This window comes from Pseudomonas sp. R4-39-08 (assembly GCF_003852275.1).
GTDB lineage: Bacteria > Pseudomonadota > Gammaproteobacteria > Pseudomonadales > Pseudomonadaceae > Aquipseudomonas.
This window is the reverse complement of the sequence record NZ_CP027733.1, coordinates 2997040-3017272: the sequence shown is the minus strand read 5'-3', so window position 1 is coordinate 3017272 and position 20233 is coordinate 2997040. Positions and strand designations below refer to the sequence as shown.

General features: G+C 58.4%; 17 protein-coding genes and 3 pseudogenes. 13 read left to right on the top strand and 7 right to left on the bottom strand.

What is annotated here, in order from left to right; translation table 11 throughout:
* Positions 1–53 precede the first annotated feature (53 nt).
* The 5 genes and pseudogenes from C4J88_RS28115 to C4J88_RS13715 all read left to right on the top strand — a co-directional run.
* Positions 54–809: pseudogene (locus C4J88_RS28115) on the top strand (MCP four helix bundle domain-containing protein); the annotation flags it as partial.
* A complete protein-coding gene (locus C4J88_RS28110; RefSeq protein ID WP_372238019.1) occupies positions 804–1667 on the top strand; it encodes a methyl-accepting chemotaxis protein in 864 nt (287 codons plus the stop codon). The pseudogene C4J88_RS28115 and the gene C4J88_RS28110, both read left to right, overlap by 6 nt.
* A 191-nt stretch (positions 1668–1858) precedes the next feature.
* A complete protein-coding gene (gene rbsK, locus C4J88_RS13725; RefSeq protein ID WP_124407233.1) occupies positions 1859–2779 on the top strand; it encodes a ribokinase in 921 nt (306 codons plus the stop codon).
* Between the two features lie 26 nt (positions 2780–2805).
* Positions 2806–4137 carry an L-fucose:H+ symporter permease gene (gene fucP, locus C4J88_RS13720; RefSeq protein ID WP_124407232.1) on the top strand — a complete coding sequence of 444 codons (1332 nt, stop codon included), beginning with the start codon at positions 2806–2808 and terminating at the stop codon, positions 4135–4137.
* Positions 4134–5180, top strand: coding sequence for an aldose 1-epimerase family protein (locus C4J88_RS13715; RefSeq protein WP_124407231.1), 1047 nt, complete (start codon positions 4134–4136; stop codon positions 5178–5180). The genes fucP and C4J88_RS13715 overlap by 4 nt, the downstream gene beginning before the upstream one ends.
* Here the strand turns inward: C4J88_RS13715 and deoR are convergent.
* Entirely contained in the window at positions 5177–5935 is a 759-nt protein-coding gene (deoR, locus tag C4J88_RS13710; RefSeq protein ID WP_124362918.1) for a DNA-binding transcriptional repressor DeoR, read from the bottom strand. The two genes, C4J88_RS13715 and deoR, sit on opposite strands and share 4 nt — an antisense overlap.
* A 128-nt stretch (positions 5936–6063) precedes the next feature.
* Here deoR and deoC point away from each other — a divergent pair, with 128 nt between their 5' ends.
* The gene (gene deoC, locus C4J88_RS13705; RefSeq protein WP_124367085.1) at positions 6064–6747 is read left to right on the top strand and encodes a deoxyribose-phosphate aldolase; all 684 of its coding nucleotides are present in this window, start codon (positions 6064–6066) and stop codon (positions 6745–6747) included.
* A 106-nt stretch (positions 6748–6853) separates the two neighbouring features.
* Here the strand turns inward: deoC and C4J88_RS13700 are convergent, their stop codons facing one another.
* Entirely contained in the window at positions 6854–7459 is a 606-nt protein-coding gene (locus C4J88_RS13700; RefSeq protein WP_124407230.1) for a class I SAM-dependent methyltransferase, read from the bottom strand.
* 525 nt (positions 7460–7984) lie between these two features.
* Between C4J88_RS13700 and C4J88_RS13690 the strand changes: the two genes are divergently transcribed.
* Entirely contained in the window at positions 7985–9181 is a 1197-nt protein-coding gene (locus C4J88_RS13690) for a hypothetical protein (RefSeq protein WP_124407228.1), read from the top strand.
* Between the two features lie 220 nt (positions 9182–9401).
* Here the strand turns inward: C4J88_RS13690 and C4J88_RS28105 are convergent.
* The 4 genes and pseudogenes from C4J88_RS28105 to C4J88_RS13675 all read right to left on the bottom strand — a co-directional run.
* Positions 9402–9878: pseudogene (locus C4J88_RS28105) on the bottom strand (methyl-accepting chemotaxis protein); the annotation flags it as partial.
* A gap of 111 nt (positions 9879–9989) precedes the next feature.
* A pseudogene (locus C4J88_RS28100) lies at positions 9990–10667 on the bottom strand (PAS domain-containing protein); the annotation flags it as partial.
* Between the two features lie 207 nt (positions 10668–10874).
* A complete protein-coding gene (locus C4J88_RS13680) occupies positions 10875–11240 on the bottom strand; it encodes a response regulator (RefSeq protein ID WP_124367081.1) in 366 nt (121 codons plus the stop codon).
* Positions 11237–13420, bottom strand: coding sequence for a PAS domain S-box protein (locus tag C4J88_RS13675; protein WP_124407227.1), 2184 nt, complete (start codon positions 13418–13420; stop codon positions 11237–11239). The genes C4J88_RS13680 and C4J88_RS13675 overlap by 4 nt, the downstream gene beginning before the upstream one ends.
* Before the next feature lie 266 nt (positions 13421–13686).
* On the opposite strand from C4J88_RS13675, the gene C4J88_RS13670 reads away from it, so the two are divergent.
* The gene (locus C4J88_RS13670) at positions 13687–14277 is read left to right on the top strand and encodes an acyl-homoserine-lactone synthase (RefSeq protein WP_124407226.1); all 591 of its coding nucleotides are present in this window, start codon (positions 13687–13689) and stop codon (positions 14275–14277) included.
* Between the two features lie 47 nt (positions 14278–14324).
* Here C4J88_RS13670 and C4J88_RS13665 read toward each other — a convergent pair whose 3' ends face one another.
* A complete protein-coding gene (locus C4J88_RS13665; RefSeq protein WP_124365155.1) occupies positions 14325–15050 on the bottom strand; it encodes an autoinducer binding domain-containing protein in 726 nt (241 codons plus the stop codon).
* 402 nt (positions 15051–15452) lie between these two features.
* On the opposite strand from C4J88_RS13665, the gene C4J88_RS13660 reads away from it, so the two are divergent.
* Genes C4J88_RS13660 through C4J88_RS13640 form a run of 5 tightly spaced genes read left to right on the top strand, consistent with a single transcriptional unit; the run spans position 15453 to position 20232 of the window.
* Complete coding sequence (locus tag C4J88_RS13660; protein ID WP_124407225.1) at positions 15453–15944, top strand: PhzA/PhzB family protein; 492 nt, start codon at positions 15453–15455, stop codon at positions 15942–15944.
* Positions 15945–15969: 25 nt separating this feature from the next.
* Complete coding sequence (locus tag C4J88_RS13655; RefSeq protein ID WP_124367076.1) at positions 15970–16458, top strand: PhzA/PhzB family protein; 489 nt, start codon at positions 15970–15972, stop codon at positions 16456–16458.
* Between the two features lie 23 nt (positions 16459–16481).
* Positions 16482–17702, top strand: a complete 1221-nt coding sequence (locus tag C4J88_RS13650) for a 3-deoxy-7-phosphoheptulonate synthase (protein ID WP_124407224.1) — start codon at positions 16482–16484, stop codon at positions 17700–17702.
* The gene (locus C4J88_RS13645) at positions 17699–18322 is read left to right on the top strand and encodes an isochorismatase family protein (protein ID WP_124404198.1); all 624 of its coding nucleotides are present in this window, start codon (positions 17699–17701) and stop codon (positions 18320–18322) included. Before C4J88_RS13650 ends, C4J88_RS13645 begins: the two co-directional genes overlap by 4 nt.
* Before the next feature lie 20 nt (positions 18323–18342).
* Positions 18343–20232 (top strand): anthranilate synthase family protein, encoded by a 1890-nt coding sequence (locus tag C4J88_RS13640; RefSeq protein WP_372238018.1) that lies wholly within the window; start codon positions 18343–18345, stop codon positions 20230–20232.
* The last annotated feature ends 1 nt before the right edge of the window (position 20233 follow it).

Here is a 20233-nt window from a genome sequence, read left to right as displayed (position 1 = left end):
ATGCCGATAACGCTAGTAACGACGCATCGGCGCTTGGGTAAGGGGATATCCGCATGACGATCAAATTACGCTTGACGCTGTTGATTGCGACCGGGTTGCTGACCGCCCTGGTCATGAGCCTGGCCGGTTACCTTGGAAACCGACAGATGAGCGCTGCCGTGCAGGAAAACGAGGTCAGCATGACCGTTTTGCGCAACCACATGGAAGCCGACATGATGCATGACGCGCTGCGCGCCGATGTGTTGTCCGCCATGCTGGTGGGCCTGGGCAAAAGCACCACCACCGCCGCAGAGGTCAATAGTTCGCTCAAGGAGCACGCCGAGAACTTTCGCAAGGTACTGGGGGACAACCTCAAGTTGCCGTTGGAAGCCACGCTCAAAACCAACCTCGACAACATCAAGCCCAGCCTGGACACCTACATCAGCGCCGCCGAGCGTATCGTCGCGCTGGCCTTGGGCAACCCCGAAGGCGCTCGCGGGGAGCTTGAAACTTTCAATAAAGCCTTCAGCCAGCTCGAAGATCAAATGGGCGCCTTCAGTGAGTTGATCGAAAGCCATACCGAACGCACCGGCGAGGCTACCCAACGCACCATCCATAACGCCAATCTGATCCTGGGCGCGGTACTGATCGCCAGCCTGTTGCTACTGCTGGCCCAGGGACGCTGGGTAATCCTCAGCATCATGGGGCCTCTGCAGGCTGCCAGCCGCATCGCCGCGAGTATCGCCAGCGGCAACTTGAGCGAGCCGATTGTCGAGCCCAGCCGCAAGGACGAAGCCAGTTCATTGATTCGCAGCCTTGCCACCATGCAGCGCGACCTGCGCGGCATGATCGACGTGGTGCGCAGCAATGCCCACGGCGTCAATGGCGTGAGCGAACGACTGAGCCAGGGCTGCCATGAAGTGGCGGGCAGCAGCCAGCAGCAAAGCGCCGCAGCCAGCACCATGGCCGCCGCCGCCAGCGAAATGACCGCCAGCATCGAAGAAATCACCCGCCACGCCGGGCGCGCGCTGGACATGGCCAACCAGGCCGAAGCCCTGGCCAAGGACGGCGGCCGGGTGATTCACCAAGTGGTCAGCGACATGGACGGCATTGCCCGTTCCGCCCAACAATCGGCCCTGGTCATTCGCACCCTGGACAAGGAATCCGAGGCCATCTACAGCATCATCCAAGTGATCAAGGGCATCGCCGACCAAACCAACCTGCTGGCCCTCAACGCCGCCATCGAAGCCGCTCGCGCCGGTGAACAAGGGCGCGGTTTTGCCGTTGTTGCCGACGAAGTACGCAGCCTGGCCGGCCGCACCAGCGCCTCCACCCAGGAAATCGCCAGCATGGTCGGGCGTATCCAGCAAAGCACCCGGGAAGCGGTGACCAGCATGGAGGAGGGCGTCGCCCAGGTGGACAAAGGCATGGCCGTGACCGCCGATGTGGAGCGCGCCATTCGCGAGATTCTGCAGGCCACCTTGAGCACCACGGAGTTGGTCAACGACATCTCCCGGACCATCGGCGAGCAGAGCCTGGCCAGCAATGAAATCGCCCACCAGGTGGAGATGATCGCCGGTATGTCGCAAAACAATAGCCGCGTCATCGGTGAGACAGCCGCGACCACCGATGAGCTGGCCGGCCTGGCCGGGAAATTGTCGCAGTCGGTGGATCGGTTCAGCGTGTAGACCTGTTGATTAACGGCCGGCCTCTGAGGCCGGTTTTTTTTGTCCGGAGAAAGGGGAACCGGGTAAGACCATCCGGCAAAATTGATCCGACCCCACAAAAAAAGATTGAATATTCACACCTAATGTTATTTAAATAACAAAACAAGAGCGGCACGCTTTGCCTCGTCGTGCCGTAACAAGGTGGAATAGCAATGAGCAAGATCGCAGTCATCGGCAGCAATATGGTTGATCTGATTACCTACATCGACCGCATGCCGGCCCAGGGCGAGACCCTCGAAGCGCCGGGTTTTGCCCTCGGTTGCGGCGGCAAGGGGGCCAACCAGGCCGTCGCGGCCGCCAAGTTGGGGGCTGATGTCCTGATGCTGAGCAAGGTCGGCGACGACATGTTTGCCGACAACACCGTGGCCAACTTCCAACGCTTTGGCATCGACACCCGTTACGTGCAGCGCGTGCCGGGTGTTTCCAGCGGCGTCGCGCCGATCTTCGTGCGAACTGACTCGCACAACAGCATATTGATCGTCAAAGGAGCCAATGCGCATCTGTCGCCGGCGGACATCGATGCCGCTGCAGCGGACCTGCGTGAATGCACGCTGATCGTGCTGCAATTGGAAATCAACCTGGAGACGGTCTACCACGCCATCGAATTCGCTCACCGACACGCTATCGCGGTGCTGCTCAACCCGGCACCGGCGCTGACCGGGTTGAGCGCCAAGCATTTGGCGCACCTGGACTTCCTGATCCCCAACGAATCGGAACTGGCGCTGATCACCGGTCACGTCGTGAACTCGCCGGCCTCGGCCCAGGCCGCCGCGCGCAGCCTGGTCACCAGCGGCATTCGCCACGTGATCGTCACCCTTGGCGAGCACGGTGCGTTGTACGTGGGCGAAGAGGGCGAATTCCATGTGCCCGGCGTTCAGGTGGTGGCCCGTGATACCACGGGGGCCGGCGATGCCTTTATCGGATGCTTCATTCACCACTGGAACCGCGACGGTCATATCCGCCAGGCCATTGAACAGGCGGTAGCGTATTCCGCGTGCTCGGTCATGGCGCTGGGTACGCAAACGTCTTATCCCGACCACGAAACGTTCACGCGTTTCCAGCAACAGCGGTAACACCCCACCCAGCCCGGAGAACAATAATGAACAAACCTGCGCTGCAACCGACTCCCGATGGCTTCTACCTGAACCGCACGCCCTGGTTCGCCTTTATCCTGCTGTGCAGCATCTTTGCGCTGTGGGCGGCGGCGGCAAGCATGAACGACGTGCTGATCGCCCATTTCAAGAAAGCGTTTCTGCTCAGTGATTTCCAGACCGCCTTTGTGCAGTCGGCGTTCTACCTGGGCTACTTTTTCGTGGCGATCCCGGCCGCGATGGTGGTGCGTCGCCTCAGCTACAAGAGCACGATCCTGATCGGCCTCCTGCTGTATATGTTCGGCTGCCTGTTGTTTTTTCCGGCGGCGTCCACGGCCAAGTACGGCATGTTCCTGTTGGCGCTGTTTGTAATAGCCGCCGGGCTGTCGTTCCTTGAAACCGCGTGCAACACCTATTCGACACTGATGGGGCCACGGGAAACCGGGACCCGACGCTTGAACATTTCGCAAACCTTCCACCCCTTCGGCGCAATGGCCGGGGTGTACGTAGGCAGCTTTGTGATGTTCAAGGACACGGACGCCACCACGGAACAACTGACGCAGATGAGCGCTTCCGAGGCGGCGGTTGCGCAGTTGCAAATGATCCAGTCCACGCTCTTGCCCTACAAGTGGATGATTGCCGTGCTGGTGCTGATCTTTATCCTGATCGCCATTACGCGATTTCCCGCCTGCAAGGGCAATAAGCCCGCTGGCAGCAAGCCCGGCAGTCTGCGTCAGAGCCTGGGCCGGCTGTGGCGCAACCCACGCTTTACCTTTGGCGTATTGGCGCAGTTTCTTTACGTGGGCGCCCAGGTCGGCGTGTGGAGTTTCACCATTCGCCTGGCCATGCAAATGGGCGGTATGAACGAGCGCAGCGCCTCCTGGTTTTTGCTGACCACCTTTGCCGCGTATTTTGTCGGCAAGCTGATCGCCAACCTGTTGATGCGGCGGCTGCACCCCGCCAAGGTCCTGGCGATCTACGGCGTGCTGTGTATCGTGCTGCTGGCTTATACCATTCTGGTGCCGAACATTTCGGCGGTGTATGCAGCAGTCGGCGTGAGCATTTTCCTCGGCCCCTGCTGGCCGACCATCTACGGCCTGACCATCGATGGCCTGGGTGAAGACACCGGTGTCGGTGGCTCTTTGCTGGTGATGAGCATTGTAGGCGGCGGGGTGATCCCGATCTTCCAGGGCCTGCTGTCCGACGCCAGCGGCGGCAACATGCAGCTGGCTTACAGCGTGCCGTTACTGTGCTTTATCGTGATCGTGATGTATGCGCTCAAGTGCATGCGCCAACCCGGCACCTTACCGGCGGGCGCCACCGGGGCGGTGGCCTCATGAATACACGTATCCCACTGTACCGAGCGGTGTTTGGCGAGCAGGAAAAGATCCTCCTGCAATCCCCTGCATTCAAGGTCAGTGCCTGGACCTATGCGTCCGGTGTGTTGGCCCTGAGCCTGGAGAACAGCCGTGGCAAGCTGGTGGTACTGCCTTATCAAGGACAGATGATCTGGTCAGCCGAGTTCGACGGTTGTAACCTGACCATGAACAACCTGTTCGAGCAACCTCGGCCCAGCCCGACGATCATCGACACCTATGGCTGCTTCATGTTTCACAGTGGCCTGCTGCGCAATGGTTGCCCGACACCGGACGACACGCACGCCTTGCACGGCGAAATGCCCTGCGCGCCGCTGGACACGGCCTGGCTGGAAGTGGGCGAGGGCTTTTTGCGCCTGGGCGGCTCGTATCAGTACGCCAAGGGGTTTGGCGATCGTTACCTGGCTTGCCCCAGCGTCACATTGCGCGCCGATTCGGCCTTGTTCGATATCGATATGGACGTGACGAACCTTGCCGCAAAGCCCATGGACCTGATGTACATGGCCCACATGAACTACGCGTTTGTGACCGGTGCGCGGTTTGTCGAACCGTTGGGCGTGCAACGCCTGCGCCTGCGTACCAGCGTGCCGGACCACGTCAAGCCGACGCCAGCCTGGAGCGCCTACATGGCCCGACTGGCCGAGCACCCGACTCAGTTGGCCTGCCTTGAACAGCCGTCACTGTACGACCCCGAGATCGTGTTTTTCTTTGATGGTGTTGCCACTGACGCCGCGGGCCAGGCGCATTTTCTACTCGATCATCCCGATGGCGCGGCGTTTTACACCCGTTACCGTCCCGAACAGTTCGAGCACGCCGCGCGTTGGATCCTGTACACGCCGGATCAGCAAGTGGCGGCGTTCGTTCTGCCGTCCACCTGTGAACCCGAGGGCTATAACGCCGAGAAAGCCAAAGGTCACGTGCGTGTGCTGGCGGCTGGAGCCAGCGCTTCGTTCAGTGTCACCACCGGTTACTTGAGTGCGCAGGAGCGGCAGAAACTGTTGGGTTAGACCAGCAATTGCGTGCCGTTGGCCTGGATGACTTCCTTGTAGCCACGGGGGATTTTCTTGTCGCTGACCACGTAGTGAAAGTCTTCCAGGGCGGCGAAGTGAGCGGTGCGCACCGTGTCGAACTTGCTGAAATCGGCGAGCAGCACGCGCTGCTGGGCCTGGCGTATGACCTTTTGCTTGACCTCGACTTCGTTGAAGTTGAAGCACGTCACGCCGAATTCCTGGCTGACGCCGGCGGCGGTCACAAAGGCCCATGTCAGGCGCACGCTGTCGAGGATGCTGCTTTCGGCGCGGCTTTCAAAAACCTGATTCTTGCGGTGAAAGGTGCCACCGCACAACACGATGTGGCAATTGGGCTTGTTCTGCAGTTTGAGCAGCACGTTCAGCGAGCTGCACACCGCCGTGAACTCCAGCGCATCGGGAATGAAATCAACCACAAAAGGCGAGGTGGTGCCGCAGTCAAAAAACACCGTGTCACCGGCCTGGATCAACTGGGCAGCGAGCTTTCCGATGCGGCGTTTTTCCTCAACGTGACGCGTGTCCTGCTCCGCCACGCGATAATCGCCGGCCTCGTTGCCGACTCGCGTGATGTAGCCGCCCAGCAGGCGCAGATGATCGCTGAAATGGTTGAGATCGCGGCGCAGGGTCATTTCGGAAACCTCCAGCAGCGCGGCCATTTCCTTCAAGTGAATGGCATTCTGGTCCTGCAAGGCTTGTTGAATGAGCTTCAGTCGCTCGGCTTTTCTACTGTCCACGAGTATTCCAGAGGTTGATTGTTGTTGTTAAATAAGTAACATTAAATGTTAATATTGTAACTATTTTATGTGCGCACTGTGACACGCGCGCCACAATCATTGGCAACATACAGGCAAGGGCTCGTTAAATGAACAATCTTCCACCCGCAGCATTGGCCAAGTACATCGATCACACCCTGCTGGCTCCCGACGCCTCCCGTGAGCAGATCCGAACCTTGTGCGAAGAGGCCCGCGAACACGGCTTTTACTCCGTTTGCCTGAACTCGGGTCAAGTACCTTACGCCGCGTCATGCCTGACCGACAAAAGCGTAGTGATTTGTGCTGTTGTGGGCTTTCCATTGGGGGCCGGTCTGAGTGACACCAAGGCTTTCGAAGCCCAACGGGCAATTGCCGCCGGGGCAGGGGAGATCGATATGGTGCTCAATATCGGATGGTTGAAAGACGGGCTGCTGGACGCCGTGCGCGAAGACATCGCCCTGGTCCACGAGGCCTGCGGCGCCGTGCCGTTGAAGGTCATACTGGAAACCTGTCTGCTCGACGACAAGCAGAAGGTCCAGGCCTGCGAAATCTGCCGCGACTTGGGTGTGGCGTTCGTCAAGACCTCCACCGGCTTCAGCCGAAGCGGTGCGACAGTCGAAGATGTGGCACTGATGCGCCAGACCGTGGGCGCAGGGGTTGGTGTAAAGGCGTCCGGCGGTGTGCGCGATTATCCGACGGCTTTAAAGATGATTGAAGCCGGGGCGACACGTTTGGGCAGTAGTTCAGGAATTGCGATCGTGGGCGGAGCGATGACGGCGGCGGGTGGTTATTGAAGTTTTTTTTTGCTGATTGGTGATCGGTAGATATAACTATACTAAATAGTCATTTAGTTGAGTTATACGATATATCTATAAAAACAGGCAGGGCAACAGGTCGATTTCAGCCGAAAACAGCCAGCCAGATGGTATGCCCGCCACATTCCGGATCTTCTGTTATTTGCTCAACGACGCTGAAACCGCGGGCATTGAGCAGCGCAATATATTCACCATGGTCCAGACTGGCATGATAAAGCGTTTCGCCCTCAAAGCTGCCCAGCGCAACGCCATGTGCCGTGCCACTGGTAAACATCAGTGCAGCACCAGGCTGGGCATGGGCTTGGAAAATAGGGAACATTCGACGCTGATCATCAGGCGTCAGGTGAAAGAAACTGTCCCACGCCAGAATGCCAGCGTAACGCTGATTCAACGCCAACTGGCGCATGTCGGCCACATGCCAGGCGTGCTGCGGGAAACGTTGCCGACACAAGGTGATCATCGCCGTGGACGAATCAATCCCACATACAGCGTGACCCGCGTCGATCAAATAAGCTGCCATGGGTTCGGCGCAGCCACAGCCAACGTCGAGGACATCACCAGCCGCAATCGGCATGGCCTGACGAAAACGATCCAGCCAGGATTGTTCAACGAGGCGCCGTGAACGAACTCGATCCCATGTTTGAGCGTGACGTTCGTAAAGATCGATGATGTGATGGGCTGCTTCATGCATGCGGGAAATCCTGAGGGGATGTGGCTGGGGTATGAAATGTACCTGGGAGACGCCCTGTATGGAATATCTGTGAGTACGCATAATGTATATTATGTTAAATCGTGTGCTATGTCAGATATGCTCATAAACCACGTAAGTCACTGATTCGACGAATTCATATTTGGCGTGCCAGAACCCGGGATCTTGATATCGATGAGGCTATCTTGGCCTGCCACTTCGAAACGATTCTGGCTTTGCTGGACGGTTACGCCACCGGCGAGCCCTGCCAATTCTTCGGTGTACTGGTTTTCGCGCCGGTCCAGCGCAGACCTGAGGTCAGACGTGGGCAAAACGATTCACTTCGTTTCATTGCCAAAATGGGAAAGCGGTATATCGGAGTAGCATCCCTCTTTACGCCGACGCACCCCACCAAAAGTATTGTGATGCGGAGCGCAGACTGATATCACTGCGCCATACCAAAAACATCAGTTGAATTTTCGCGCTTAAGCGCCAACCATTAGTAATGTTCACCCATTAGGAAACAGAGTGGCAGCTCGTAATCGATACGTACGATTTCTCGGAAAACAGTGCCCCAGCGCTAACGTGACGCAGCCCGCCAAGCCCACTGGCAGCTCCTCAAGGCTTGAGAAAGCGGTGTCGTATACAGGGATTGTCACAAACGTATCTCAAGCGCTCATGTTGGTGGTCGTTGTTTATGGGTACATCTATACCGTCCGCCCAGTCTTTCAGAAGGAGCTTGTCTCCGAGGACCTAGCCCGCCTGCAGATCGAGCAACGGAAACTTCAACAGCAGATGGATATGCAGACCAAAACCTTGGCGGCGGGGGAAGCAAGAAACAAAGAATTGGCCGATCAGCGATCTGCCATCGAAGCTCAAGTCGCGACGCTTAACCAGAAGGTCGAAGATGCTGGGAAGTCGGCGCTCGATGCGACGCGTCGAGCCGGAAAGGCAATTGCTGAGGCCAAAACGGCTGAGTCCGCCCTCTCCGCTCTCCAAACTCAGCACTATGGGCTGAAGCTACAGAGCCTACTGGGCGATCTGGCATTACCCAGCAGTGTCGTTCAAATCCTGAATAGGTCGGGTAGCACCTATACCCTGAAAGTCTTCGAAGAAGCAGAAGCAAACTCTATTGCACAAAAACTTCAATCCTTACAGCTGCAACCGCTCGATCTGGCAAAGACCACGCTAGCCCAATTGAAGGCTGAGGCCACCAAGCAAGCCCGGGCTCCCAGCGCCGCAGTCGATGCGTTAATGGCGCGAAACTACCAAGAAGGCTTGGCCAAACATGCTAAAGAGCTGACATGCCCTACACCAGCATATGCCGACTGGCAGTCAGCATTTCAGTCGGCGATGCAGGCCGGCGAAGGCAATATCCAAAATTGTGTCAGCGAATACTGGGCTGAGCGGACGACCCAGGAAGGTTGGACACCTTCGGACGTGCGCAGCCTTCAGAAATCCGACTTTTGGAAGGAGCAGGAGCGCTCCTACCGAGTATCTTGCAAAGTGAGCTATAGCTATATCCTGCATACCGCCTTCCGAGATGCTTGGGAGAAAGCTGATGAGCCCTGCGATGAGCGACGAAAGCTCGTCAATCAAATCGTCATGGACGCCCCCATCGAATCCAAGTTGAAACCTATGACGGTGGCTGCTCCGCCAACTACTCACGACATCACTCAACTGTTCCAAAGTCGAAATAGCAAGCAGACTGAGGTCGAGCTTTAGGTCCTGTTCCGAACCGTCAGATGTAGGGGCAGCGGGATTAAGCGGGTAGAAAAATGGCTCTATGAACATCAAACGATGAACAATTGAGCTAATTTCCAGAGCATTGAGTCAGCAATCTCTGCTCCGTTAGCTGCTTATGAACATCTGACATCGCCCACTTGTTAAATTAAGTATTAAGGCAGGCATGTCCCAACCAAAAGCGCACACCTGCTCTAACCTTTTACCCGACCCAACTGACCGCAGTTTTGGGAATCACTTCCGACTCGTCGAGTTTGGAAGCGAACATGCTCACCGCCGCGACGGCGTCGCTGGTGCCGCTGCGGATCTGCAATATCACCGAGCCGGCCTGATCGGCCAGGCCTACGCCGCGTTGCGCACCTTCTTGAGTAGCGTTCATGCTGGCGACGGCATCACGGGTTTCGGAAAGGATCTTGCCGATCATTTCGGCAATTTCGGCAGTCGAGCGACTGGTGCGCCCTGCCAGTTGTCGGACTTCGTCGGCCACTACCGCAAAGCCTCGGCCCTGATCGCCCGCTCGAGCGGCTTCAATGGCGGCGTTGAGGGCCAGCAGGTTGGTCTGATCAGCGATACCGCGAATGGTATTGACGATCGCCGTGATCTGTTCGGAACGGTCACCCAGCTGACCGACCAGCCGCGCCGACGCACCAATGTTTTCGGCTATCTGGCGCATCTCTCTGGCTGTTTCCTGGATGACTTGGGCGCCCTGTTCGGCGACTTTCTCAGTCTCGGCGGAAATATGGTACGCCCGGGAAGCGCCGCGCGAGTCCTCTTCAAAGCGCTCGATGCGCGCGGTGATATCACTGGCGAACTTGACGATCTTCGATAATTTGCCGTCAGCGTCATACACCGGGTTATAGGTCGCTTCCAGCCAGACTACCCGTCCGTTTTTGCCGATACGTTTGAACTGGCCACTGAAAAACTCGCCGGCATTCAATCGACGCCAGAAGTCGCTGTATTCGCTGCTATTGATCAAGCTTGGCTCGCAAAACAGCCGGTGGTGCTTACCCTTGAGCTCGTTCAGGCCGTAGCCCATGGTGTGTAGAAAGTTGTCGTTGGCCGAGAGGATATTGCCAGTTAGATCAAACTCAATCACAGCCATGGCGCGATCCAGCGCGGCCAGTTTGCCCCGCGCCAGCGCTTCTTGAGCGACTTTTTCAGTCACGTCCAGTGCATACTTGACGATCCTGTTCACTTGACCGCGCTCGTCGAGCACCGGGTTGTAACTGGCTTCAAGCCAGACATTCTGCCCCATCGCGTTAATTCGCTGGAAAGTACCCGACACGAATGTACCGGCACGCAGTTGCGCCCAAAACTGGCTGTAATCCGCGCTGCGGGTTAACGCAGGGGTGCAGAAGTCCCGATGCGACTTACCAGGCAATTGGTCAGCGCTATAGCCCATGGTGGCGAGAAAATTATCGTTGGCTCGCAGCACCTTTCCGTCCAGATCAAACTCGACCACCGCCATAGAGCGGCCCAGTGCTTCGAACAATCCCTTGTAACCCACTACTTCGGCCTTCCTGGCCTCCAGTTCATCTTTTATAGTTTTATTGAACATGGACTGACCCTCGGTTTACCGCCAACGGATACGACTTGAATAGATATCGGCGGTCAATCGGGCAACTGAATGGCGCCCTACACAATTATGATTTGACGTCAATAAACCGCGCTCTGATCACGCCTCATTCAACGCCAGCGCCATCTTCAACCGAAGATCGTCTTCCGCAAACGGCTTATGCAAAACCGGACAGCCAGCAAACTCCTTCGGCAGGCCGCTGGCTCCATACCCCGTGCTGAATAAAAACGGAATATTGCGCGCACGCAAAACGCTGGCAACCGGAAACACGCGTTCTCCCGCCAGGTTCACGTCCAGAATCGCCAGGTCTACGTCGAGCACACTGGCCTTTTCGAGTGCCTTCGCGAGTCGGGCCACGGAGGCGACTACCGTGCATCCCATGTCTTCGAGCATTTCCTCGATCAACATCGCGATGGCGCCTTCGTCTTCAACCAACAGCACCCTGATCCCTGGGAACACGGTCATGGTGTGTTCTCAACGACCATAAACGAGAAGCGGCAGTGAACGCCCTCATGGGCAAAGTCGAGTTCAAAAGAACCGTCTAGATCACGCTCGATGCAGCGCTGCATCAAACGCGAACCCAACCCTTTGCGTTCTGGCGTGATCACCGCAGGGCCGCCCTCCTCGCGCCAGTCCAGGGTGAGTAGCGCGCCGTCCGGTTGGGGTTGAACGCTCCAGTTCACGTAAAGTGTCCCGGTCTCGTTCGACATCGAACCGTATTTCAGGGCGTTGATTGCCAGCTCATTGAGGGTCATGGTGAGGCTCAGGGCGACGCGGGTGTCCACATCAATGGCATCACCGGCGATCATGATGCGCCCAGGTTCATCGCCGAATACCGGCATTAGCACTTCATGGGCCAGCACGCTCAGCGGAGTGTGGCCCCAATGCCGCTTCGTCAACAAGTCGTGGGCACGCGACAACGCGAGCAGCCTGGCTTCGAAGCGGACATAGCCTTCGTTGGCGTCCCGCGCGCTGCGCGCTGTTTGCGCCGCCAGGGACTGGACCGTGGCCAGGGTGTTCTTGACCCTGTGATTGAGTTCATCGATCAGGTTTTTCTGTCGGTCTTCTGCCTGCTTTCGCTCAGTAATGTCCACGAGCATGTTGATCGCACCGATCAGGTTTCCGTCGGCATCGTGCAGAGGGGTCGGATACGGCGCAAAGGATACGCGAGTGCCGTCCGGGCGCTCCGCAATGGCCTCGACGCCCCGCACGGGCCGATTTTCCCTGAGCGCCACGGCCATGGGGCATTGGTCGTGAGGCAGATACGTGCCATCGGTGTTGAACAGTTTCCAGGTGACGCACCACAGGTCGCCCAGTTGCGGTGTGCGCCCCGACAACTCGACGGCCGCGCCGTTATAGAAGTTGATGCGCCCTTCGGCGTCGGTGGTGTAGACGGCCGCCGGCAGCGCCTCCAGCAGGTTGCGCATGTGTCGCTCGCTTTCGCGCACGCGGTGTTCCATCTCTCGGGCCAGCGTCACGTCCTGGATGACCCGTACGCCGTAGCGGAACCTGCCATCGGCAGCCCTTACTGATGAGCTGTGAATATCCAGATAGATCGGCTGGCCATCGAGCTTTACGGCCCGTTTGCGCAACACGTAATTGTCCAGTTCGCCCGCCACCTGCCGTGCGTATAACGCCGCGTCCTGCTCGACACTGTCTGGATGGGTGTAGTCCAGGAAGGTCATCGCCAGCAGTTGTTCGCGAGACCGACCGAGCATGGTGCACAGGGCATCGTTCACCCGCAGCAGGCGACCGTCCTCCCCTGCTTCCGCAATGCCGATGGTCGCCGCCTCGTAAGTCGCCGCCAAGCGGTCATCGCTTTCCTGGCGCTCGGTTTCGGCGTCGTGCACGCGGGTCACGTCGATAGTGAAGCAACGGGTATTGAAGAATTTGCCGTTTTCAAAGCGCCCATTGGATGTAATCGCGACATGCTTGATGGTGCCGTTCTTGGCTTTTAGGCGCGCCGGATAGCTGTTCAGGCAATCGCCGCTGCCAAGCTTGGTGAGGATGTCACCGATAACCGGCTCATCCACATGGAATTCGGTGATATGACGGCCGATGTACTCGTCCGCTGAATAGCCCAGCAGCGATAACTCGGCTTTGTTGGCCCGCAGGATGATGCCTTCTCCGCTGACAATATGCAGGCCCACGGCGCTGTTTTCGAAAAAGTCTTCAAGGTCGGAGCTTTTGCGCCGCAGTTCCTCGGCGATGGCGTGGTGCGTCGAGATATCCTGAAAGCAGTTGATTGCGCCCTGGATGTGTCCCTCCCGGTCTCTGAGCGTGCGGATACTCATGAGTGCCACGAATCGCGATCCGTCAGGGCGCTCGATCAAGACTTCCTGGTTACGCGCGCACTGGCCCGCGTTGAGGGTTGAGGCCATTGGGCATTCGTCAACGGCCAACGGCGTGCCATCTGTGGAATAAAGGCGATACGAACCGCAGAAGCGGTCTCCGCCCTCCCCCAGCGCCGGTGTCCTACCCCACAGCTCGACCGCTTCGCTGTTGAATCGGACGAGCCACCCGTTGTGGTCACAGAGATAGATAGCCCCGGGAATGGCATCGAGCGTTTGAGTTCCCATCGCGACCAGCTTCTCGTACTCACTGGGCTCGCGCGCGTCCCTGGGGCGCTCATCAAAATTCAACATCGTTCATCCCTCAAACACCTGATTGGAACGCATCTGTTTCCACCGTCTTGGGGCCTACTCTGCCTGAGACGGCGTTCCACTTCAGATAAATCTCGTTTCACCCGGAAAGATCTTTTCTGAGCCTGCAATGGACGCTAGATCATTATGGGTTTCGGTAGTTCAGTAAAAATGGCGCATAGAGCCCACTACAAGATCTTGTAGGTGCCAAGCCTCTACAAGTCCTCTATAAAAACCCGCACTTCACCCCTCCCAAGGAACATCCTGTCATGCACATGGAAGAGCATACGCTGAGCGAAATGAGTGACGAGCTCAAACTCATGTTAGGTCGCTTTCGGCACGAACAATTCGTCGAGAAACTTGGATGGCGACTGCCCATCCAGCCGCACCAGGCCGGTTGTGAGTGGGATCAATACGACACGGAGCACGCCCGCTACCTCCTGGCATTCAACGAGCACCATTCCATTATAGGCTGCGCCCGCCTGATACCCACAATATTCCCCAACCTGCTGGAGGGCGTCTTCAGCCATACCTGCGCAGGTACACCGCCCAAGCATACCGCCATCTGGGAAATGACCCGCTTCACCACCCGCGAACCGCAATTGGCCATGCCTTTGTTCTGGAAAAGCCTCAAGACCGCCAGCTTGGCAGGCGCCGATGCCATCGTCGGAATCGTCAACAGCACGATGGAGCGCTATTACAAAATCAATGGGGTCAACTACGAACGCCTGGGGCCAGTCACCCTGCACCAGGACGAAAAAATCCTCGCGATCAAACTTTCGGCTCACCGTGAACACCACCGTGGTGCGCGCATGCCTTCAGCCTTCACGTCCGAGGCGTTTCTGGAAGAGACCGCATGATACCGGCCGAGTCGTCCTGCTGGACGACTCGGCGCAGTCGATGAACCTCAGATATAGCCCAGCGCGACCGCGTAAGACACGGCCTGCACGCGGTTGCTGGCACCGAGTTTGCGTTGGATGTTGCGGTGATGGTAATTCACGGTGTCGGTGCACACGCCCATGATCACGCCAATTTCTTCTGAGGTCTTGCCGTCTGCGGTCCAGCGCAACACGTCACATTCCCGCTCGCTGAACTCCACATCGGTGTTGAACGCACGAACATCGCTTTCCAACTCGGAAATCTTCGCCAGGGCCGCCGCGGCAAACGCTTTGGTCACCGGCTTCAATGCTTCGAACTCCTGAAGACTGATGACGTTGTCCTTGCGTGCCAGGCTCAACACCCCGACACGCCCTTGGGTGTTGAACGAAGGTTGTGCCAGGCCATGGCGTAGATTCGAATCGTTGGCTTCAGACCACAGCTGCGGGCAGCCCCGGAACAGCTCATTGCTCCACAAAATGGGGGCCGACGAGACTTTGCTGTGTTTCACCGTAGGGTCGATCGTTGCGTAGTTAGCTGCCTGATAGCGCTGTATCCAGTCTTCGGGATAATTGCTGTACATATGGGTTCTGGGCCGCATGAACGGCGTCACACTGCACATGCCATAAGCAAAGAAATCAAACCGCAGTTCACGCAAGACCCTTAATGAAACCGCCGTGAATTCCTCCATGTTCATGGTTTGCGCAAAGATACTGTAAAAATAAGCATCCCACCCCAACAGTTGTCCTAATTCCATTTTGAACACCTATAAAGCTTGAAAGGAGTCGTGAGACTAAACCAACCTGAACTCATGTCAAACATAAAATTCCAGCGCCATAGACTGCTTCGCACTAGCACTAGATTTCTTATGTCTAACCCAACTAACTAGCCATAGGCCACTGTTTCTCGGCCGACGAATGAACCTGCCCATTCATAATACTGCAACAACCTGTGCGACAGCCCGCACCGCCCCACTCAGGCTTGAGCCACTACAAGATCTGGTAGTTCCAAGCCCCGGAAATGCGGGTGTATAAACAACACCGCTCGGAACAGCCGCAAAGGTGCGACAGTTAAAACAACTGTTAGATACAGCCATGCGCAATTAACTAAATATTTACTTGATTTTTAAATCTTAATCCAACTAAGGAGAACGCTGCCCATGCCTGCTTCGCTTATCACCGGCGGTTTTAATGATCAGCTCGAACTTCGCCAAAAAAATCGCGCCACGGTTGAACAGTACATGCGCACTAACGGCGCAGATCGCCTGCGCCGGCATGAGCTGTTTACGCCGGATGGCAGCGGCGGCTCCTGGAACACCGAAACCGGTCAGCCCCTTGTGTTTAAAGGCCACGCGAAACTCGCCGCCCTCGGCGTGTGGCTGGACACGTGCTTTCCAGACTGGCAGTGGCACAACGTCCGGGTGTTTGAAACCGACAATCCCAACCATTTCTGGGTGGAAAGCGACGGTCGCGGCAAGTCCCTGGTGCCCGGTTACCCGGAGGGGTATTGCGAAAACCATTACATCCATTCCTTCGAGCTGGACAACGGCAAGATCACGCAAAACCGTGAATTCATGAACCCCTTCCAACAACTTCGCGCCTTGGGCATCCCGATTCCAAGCATCAAGCGTGAAGGGATCCCCGCCTCATAAGCCCTTTATCCATTGGAGATTGAGCATGTCTACTAGCGCAGCACAACAACTGACAACTAATGACACTGAACTACGTCGCAAGAACCGCGCCACGGTCGAGCAATACATGCGCACCAAAGGCCAGGATCGCCTGCGCCGTCATGAACTATTCACTGAAGACGGTTCCGGCGGCTTATGGACCACGGATACCGGCGCCCCGATTGTAATCAGTGGCAAAGCCAAATTGGCCGAACACGCTGTTTGGTCACTCAAGTGCTTCCCGGATTGGGAATGGTACAACGTCAAGGTGTTTGAAACCGATGACCCTAACCATATTTGGGTCGAGTGCGATGGTCACGGCAAGATTCTCTTTCCGGGTTACCCGGAAGGTTATTACGAGAATCACTTCCTGCACTCCTTCGAACTGGAGGACGGCAAAGTAAAACGCAATCGTGAATTCATGAACGTCTTTCAACAACTGCGCGCCCTGGGTATTGCGGTACCGCACATCAAGCGTGAAGGCATCCCTACTTAATCCTTTGGGAGAGTGATCGCATCATGGAAGACTTACTGAAACGGGTTCTAAATTGTGAAGCGTTCCAGCAGCCTCAATGGAGCGAACCCTCGCAATTGCATGACGCGCAGGCCTACCTCAGGGACAGCGCGTCACTGATTCGCGTCGAAGATATTCTGGTCCTGCGTGCCACCCTGGCCAGGGTCGCGGCTGGCGAAGCGATGATCATCCAGTGCGGCGACTGCGCCGAGGACATGGATGAAAGCGCGCCCAGCCATGTGACGCGCAAAGCCGCGGTGCTGGACATCCTGGCCGGTGCGTTCCGGCTGGTAACCCAGCAACCGGTGGTGCGGGTGGGGCGGATTGCCGGGCAGTTTGCCAAGCCGCGTTCCAACCACAGCGAACGCATCGGCGATGTCGAGTTGCCGGTGTATCGCGGTGACATGGTCAACGGTCGCGAGGCAGTCAGCGGCCATCGCCAGCATGATGCGCAACGCCTGGTGCGCGGCTATCGCGCGGCGCAGGACATCATGCAGCATCTGGGGTGGAAGGACCCGGCCGGCAAGGAACCGCTCAGCGGTTCTCCCGCCTGGACCAGCCACGAAATGCTGGTGCTCGACTACGAACTGCCGCAAGTGCGCCAGGACGAACAGGGCCGGGTATTTCTCGGCTCAACCCACTGGCCGTGGATTGGCGAGCGTACCCGCCAGTTGACGGGCGCTCACGTAGCGTTGCTCAGCGAAGTACTCAACCCGGTGGCCTGCAAGGTCGGCCCGGACATCACCCAGGACCAACTGCTGAGCCTGTGCGAGCGCCTGGACCCCAGGCACGAACCCGGCCGGCTGACGCTGATCGCCCGCATGGGCGCCCACAAGGTTGCTGACCGCCTGCCACCGCTGGTTGAAGCGGTGCGCCGTGCCGGCCACCAGATCATCTGGCTCAGCGACCCGATGCACGGCAACACCATCGTCGCGCCCTGCGGCAACAAAACCCGCATGGTGCAGACCATTACCGAGGAAATCACCGCCTTCAAACATGCCGTGATCTCGGCCGGTGGCGTGGCCGGCGGACTGCACCTGGAAACCACCCCCGATGACGTCAGCGAGTGCGCCTCCGATGCCGCCGGCCTGAGCCAGGTTGCCAGCCACTACACAAGCCTGTGCGACCCGCGCCTGAACCCCAGGCAAGCCATTGCTGCGGTGATGGCCTGGCAAACCTGCCCTCCTCCACCCTTGGTTCCCTCTGACTGGAGTTTGTCGCCATGACCGGCATTCCATCGATCGTCCCTTACGCCCTGCCCACCTCCCGCGACCTGCCCTCCAACCTCGCGCAGTGGCGTATCGACCCCGAGCGCGCCGTGCTGTTGGTGCATGACATGCAGCGCTACTTCCTGCGGCCCTTGCCCCAGGCCCTGCGTGAAGAAGTGGTCAGCAATGCCGCGCGCATTCGCCAGTGGGCCGCCGACAACCACGTGCCGGTGGCCTACACCGCCCAACCGGGCAGCATGAACGCGGAGCAACGCGGGCTGCTCAAGGATTTCTGGGGCCCAGGCATGCAGGCCAGCCCGGCCGACCGCGAGGTGGTCGACGCCCTCACGCCCCAACCGGGTGACTGGCTGCTGACTAAGTGGCGCTACAGCGCCTTCTTCAATTCCGACTTGCTGCAACGCATGCACGCCGGCGAGCGCGATCAGTTGATCCTGTGCGGGGTGTATGCGCATGTCGGGGTACTGATTTCCAGCGTGGATGCCTACTCCAACGACATCCAACCCTTCCTCGTGGCCGACGCGATCGCCGACTTCAGCAAGGAGCATCACTGGATGGCCATGGAATACGCCGCCAGCCGTTGCGCCATGGTCATCACCACCGACGAGGTGGTGCTATGAGCCAAGCCGCCGCCCGCCTCATGGAACGCATCCTGCAACCGGCGCCCGAACCGTTTGCCCTTTTGTACCGTCCGGAATCCAGCGGCCCCGGGCTGCTGAACGTGCTGATCGGCGAGATGTCGCAGCCACGGGTCTTGGCCGATATCGACTTGCCTGCCCCGTCGATCGGTGCCCCGCGCCTGGATGTACTGACGGTGATTCCCTACCGCCAGATTGCAGAACGCGGCTTCGAGGCGGTGGACGATGGGTCACCGTTGCTGGCGATGAACATCACCGAGCAGCAGTCCATCGGCATTGAGCAGTTGCTGGCGTTGCTGCCCAACGTGCCGATTCAATTGAACAACGAACGCTTCGACCTCAGCGACGCCACCTATGCCGAGATCGTCAGCCAAGTGATCGCCAACGAAATCGGCTCCGGGGAAGGCGCCAACTTCGTGATCAAGCGCACCTTTCTGGCCGAGATCAGTGAGTACGGCCCGGCCAGTGCGCTGTCGTTCTTTCGTCATCTGCTGGAGCGGGAAAAAGGCGTCTATTGGACATTCATCATCCACACCGGCAGTCGCACCTTTGTCGGCGCGTCCCCCGAGCGCCACATCAGCGTCAAGGATGGGCTCGCGGTGATGAACCCCATCAGCGGCACCTATCGCTACCCTCCCGCCGGCCCCAGCCTGACCGACGTCATGGACTTCCTGGCCGACCGCAAAGAGGCCGATGAGCTGTACATGGTGGTCGACGAAGAGCTGAAAATGATGGCGCGCATCTGTGAAGACGGCGGGCACGTCCTCGGTCCTTACCTCAAGGAAATGACGCACCTGGCCCACACCGAGTACTTCATCGAAGGCAAGACCCGCCGCGATGTGCGCGAGATCCTGCACGAAACCCTGTTCGCCCCGACGGTTACCGGCAGCCCGCTGGAAAGCGCCTGCCGGGTGATCCAGCGCTATGAGCCGCAAGGCCGTGCGTACTACAGCGGCATGGCCGCGCTGATCGGCAGCGATGGCAAAGGCGGCCGTTCCCTGGACTCGGCGATCCTGATTCGCACCGCCGACATCGATAACAGCGGGCAAGTACGCATCAGCGTGGGTTCGACCATCGTGCGCCACTCCGAGCCGCTGACCGAAGCCGCCGAAAGCCGGGCCAAGGCCGCCGGCCTGATCGCCGCACTGAAAAACCAGGCGCCTTCGCGCTTCGGTGGCCATCTGCAGGTACGCGCAGCATTGGCCAGCCGCAATGCCTACGTCTCGGATTTCTGGTTGATGGACAGCCAGCAGCGCCAACAGACCCAAGCCGACTTCAACGGGCGGCATGTGCTGATCGTCGATGCCGAAGACACGTTCACCTCGATGATCGCCAAACAGCTGCGGGCGCTGGGCCTGGTGGTGACGGTGTGCAGCTTCAGCGACGAGTACAGTTTCGACGGTTACGACCTGGTGATCATGGGCCCCGGTCCTGGCAACCCAAGCGATGTCCAGCTGCCGAAAATCGACCATTTGCATGTAGCCATTCGTTCCCTGCTCAGCCAGCAGCGACCTTTCCTGGCGGTGTGCCTGAGTCATCAGGTGCTGAGCCTGTGCCTGGGCCTGCAGTTGCAACGCAAGGCCATTCCCAACCAGGGCGTGCAAAAACAGATCGACCTGTTCGGCAACGCCGAACGGGTGGGTTTCTACAACACATTCGCGGCCCAAAGTTCCAGTGACCGCCTGGACATCGACGGCATCGGCACGGTCGAGATCAGCCGCGACAGCGAGACCGGCGAGGTCCACGCGCTGCGCGGGCCGTCGTTTGCCTCCATGCAGTTTCATGCCGAGTCGCTGCTGACCCAGGAAGGCCCGCGCATCATCGCCGACCTGCTGCGGCACGCCCTCATCCACGCACCTGTCGACAGCACCGTTTCGGCCGCCGGGAGATAAC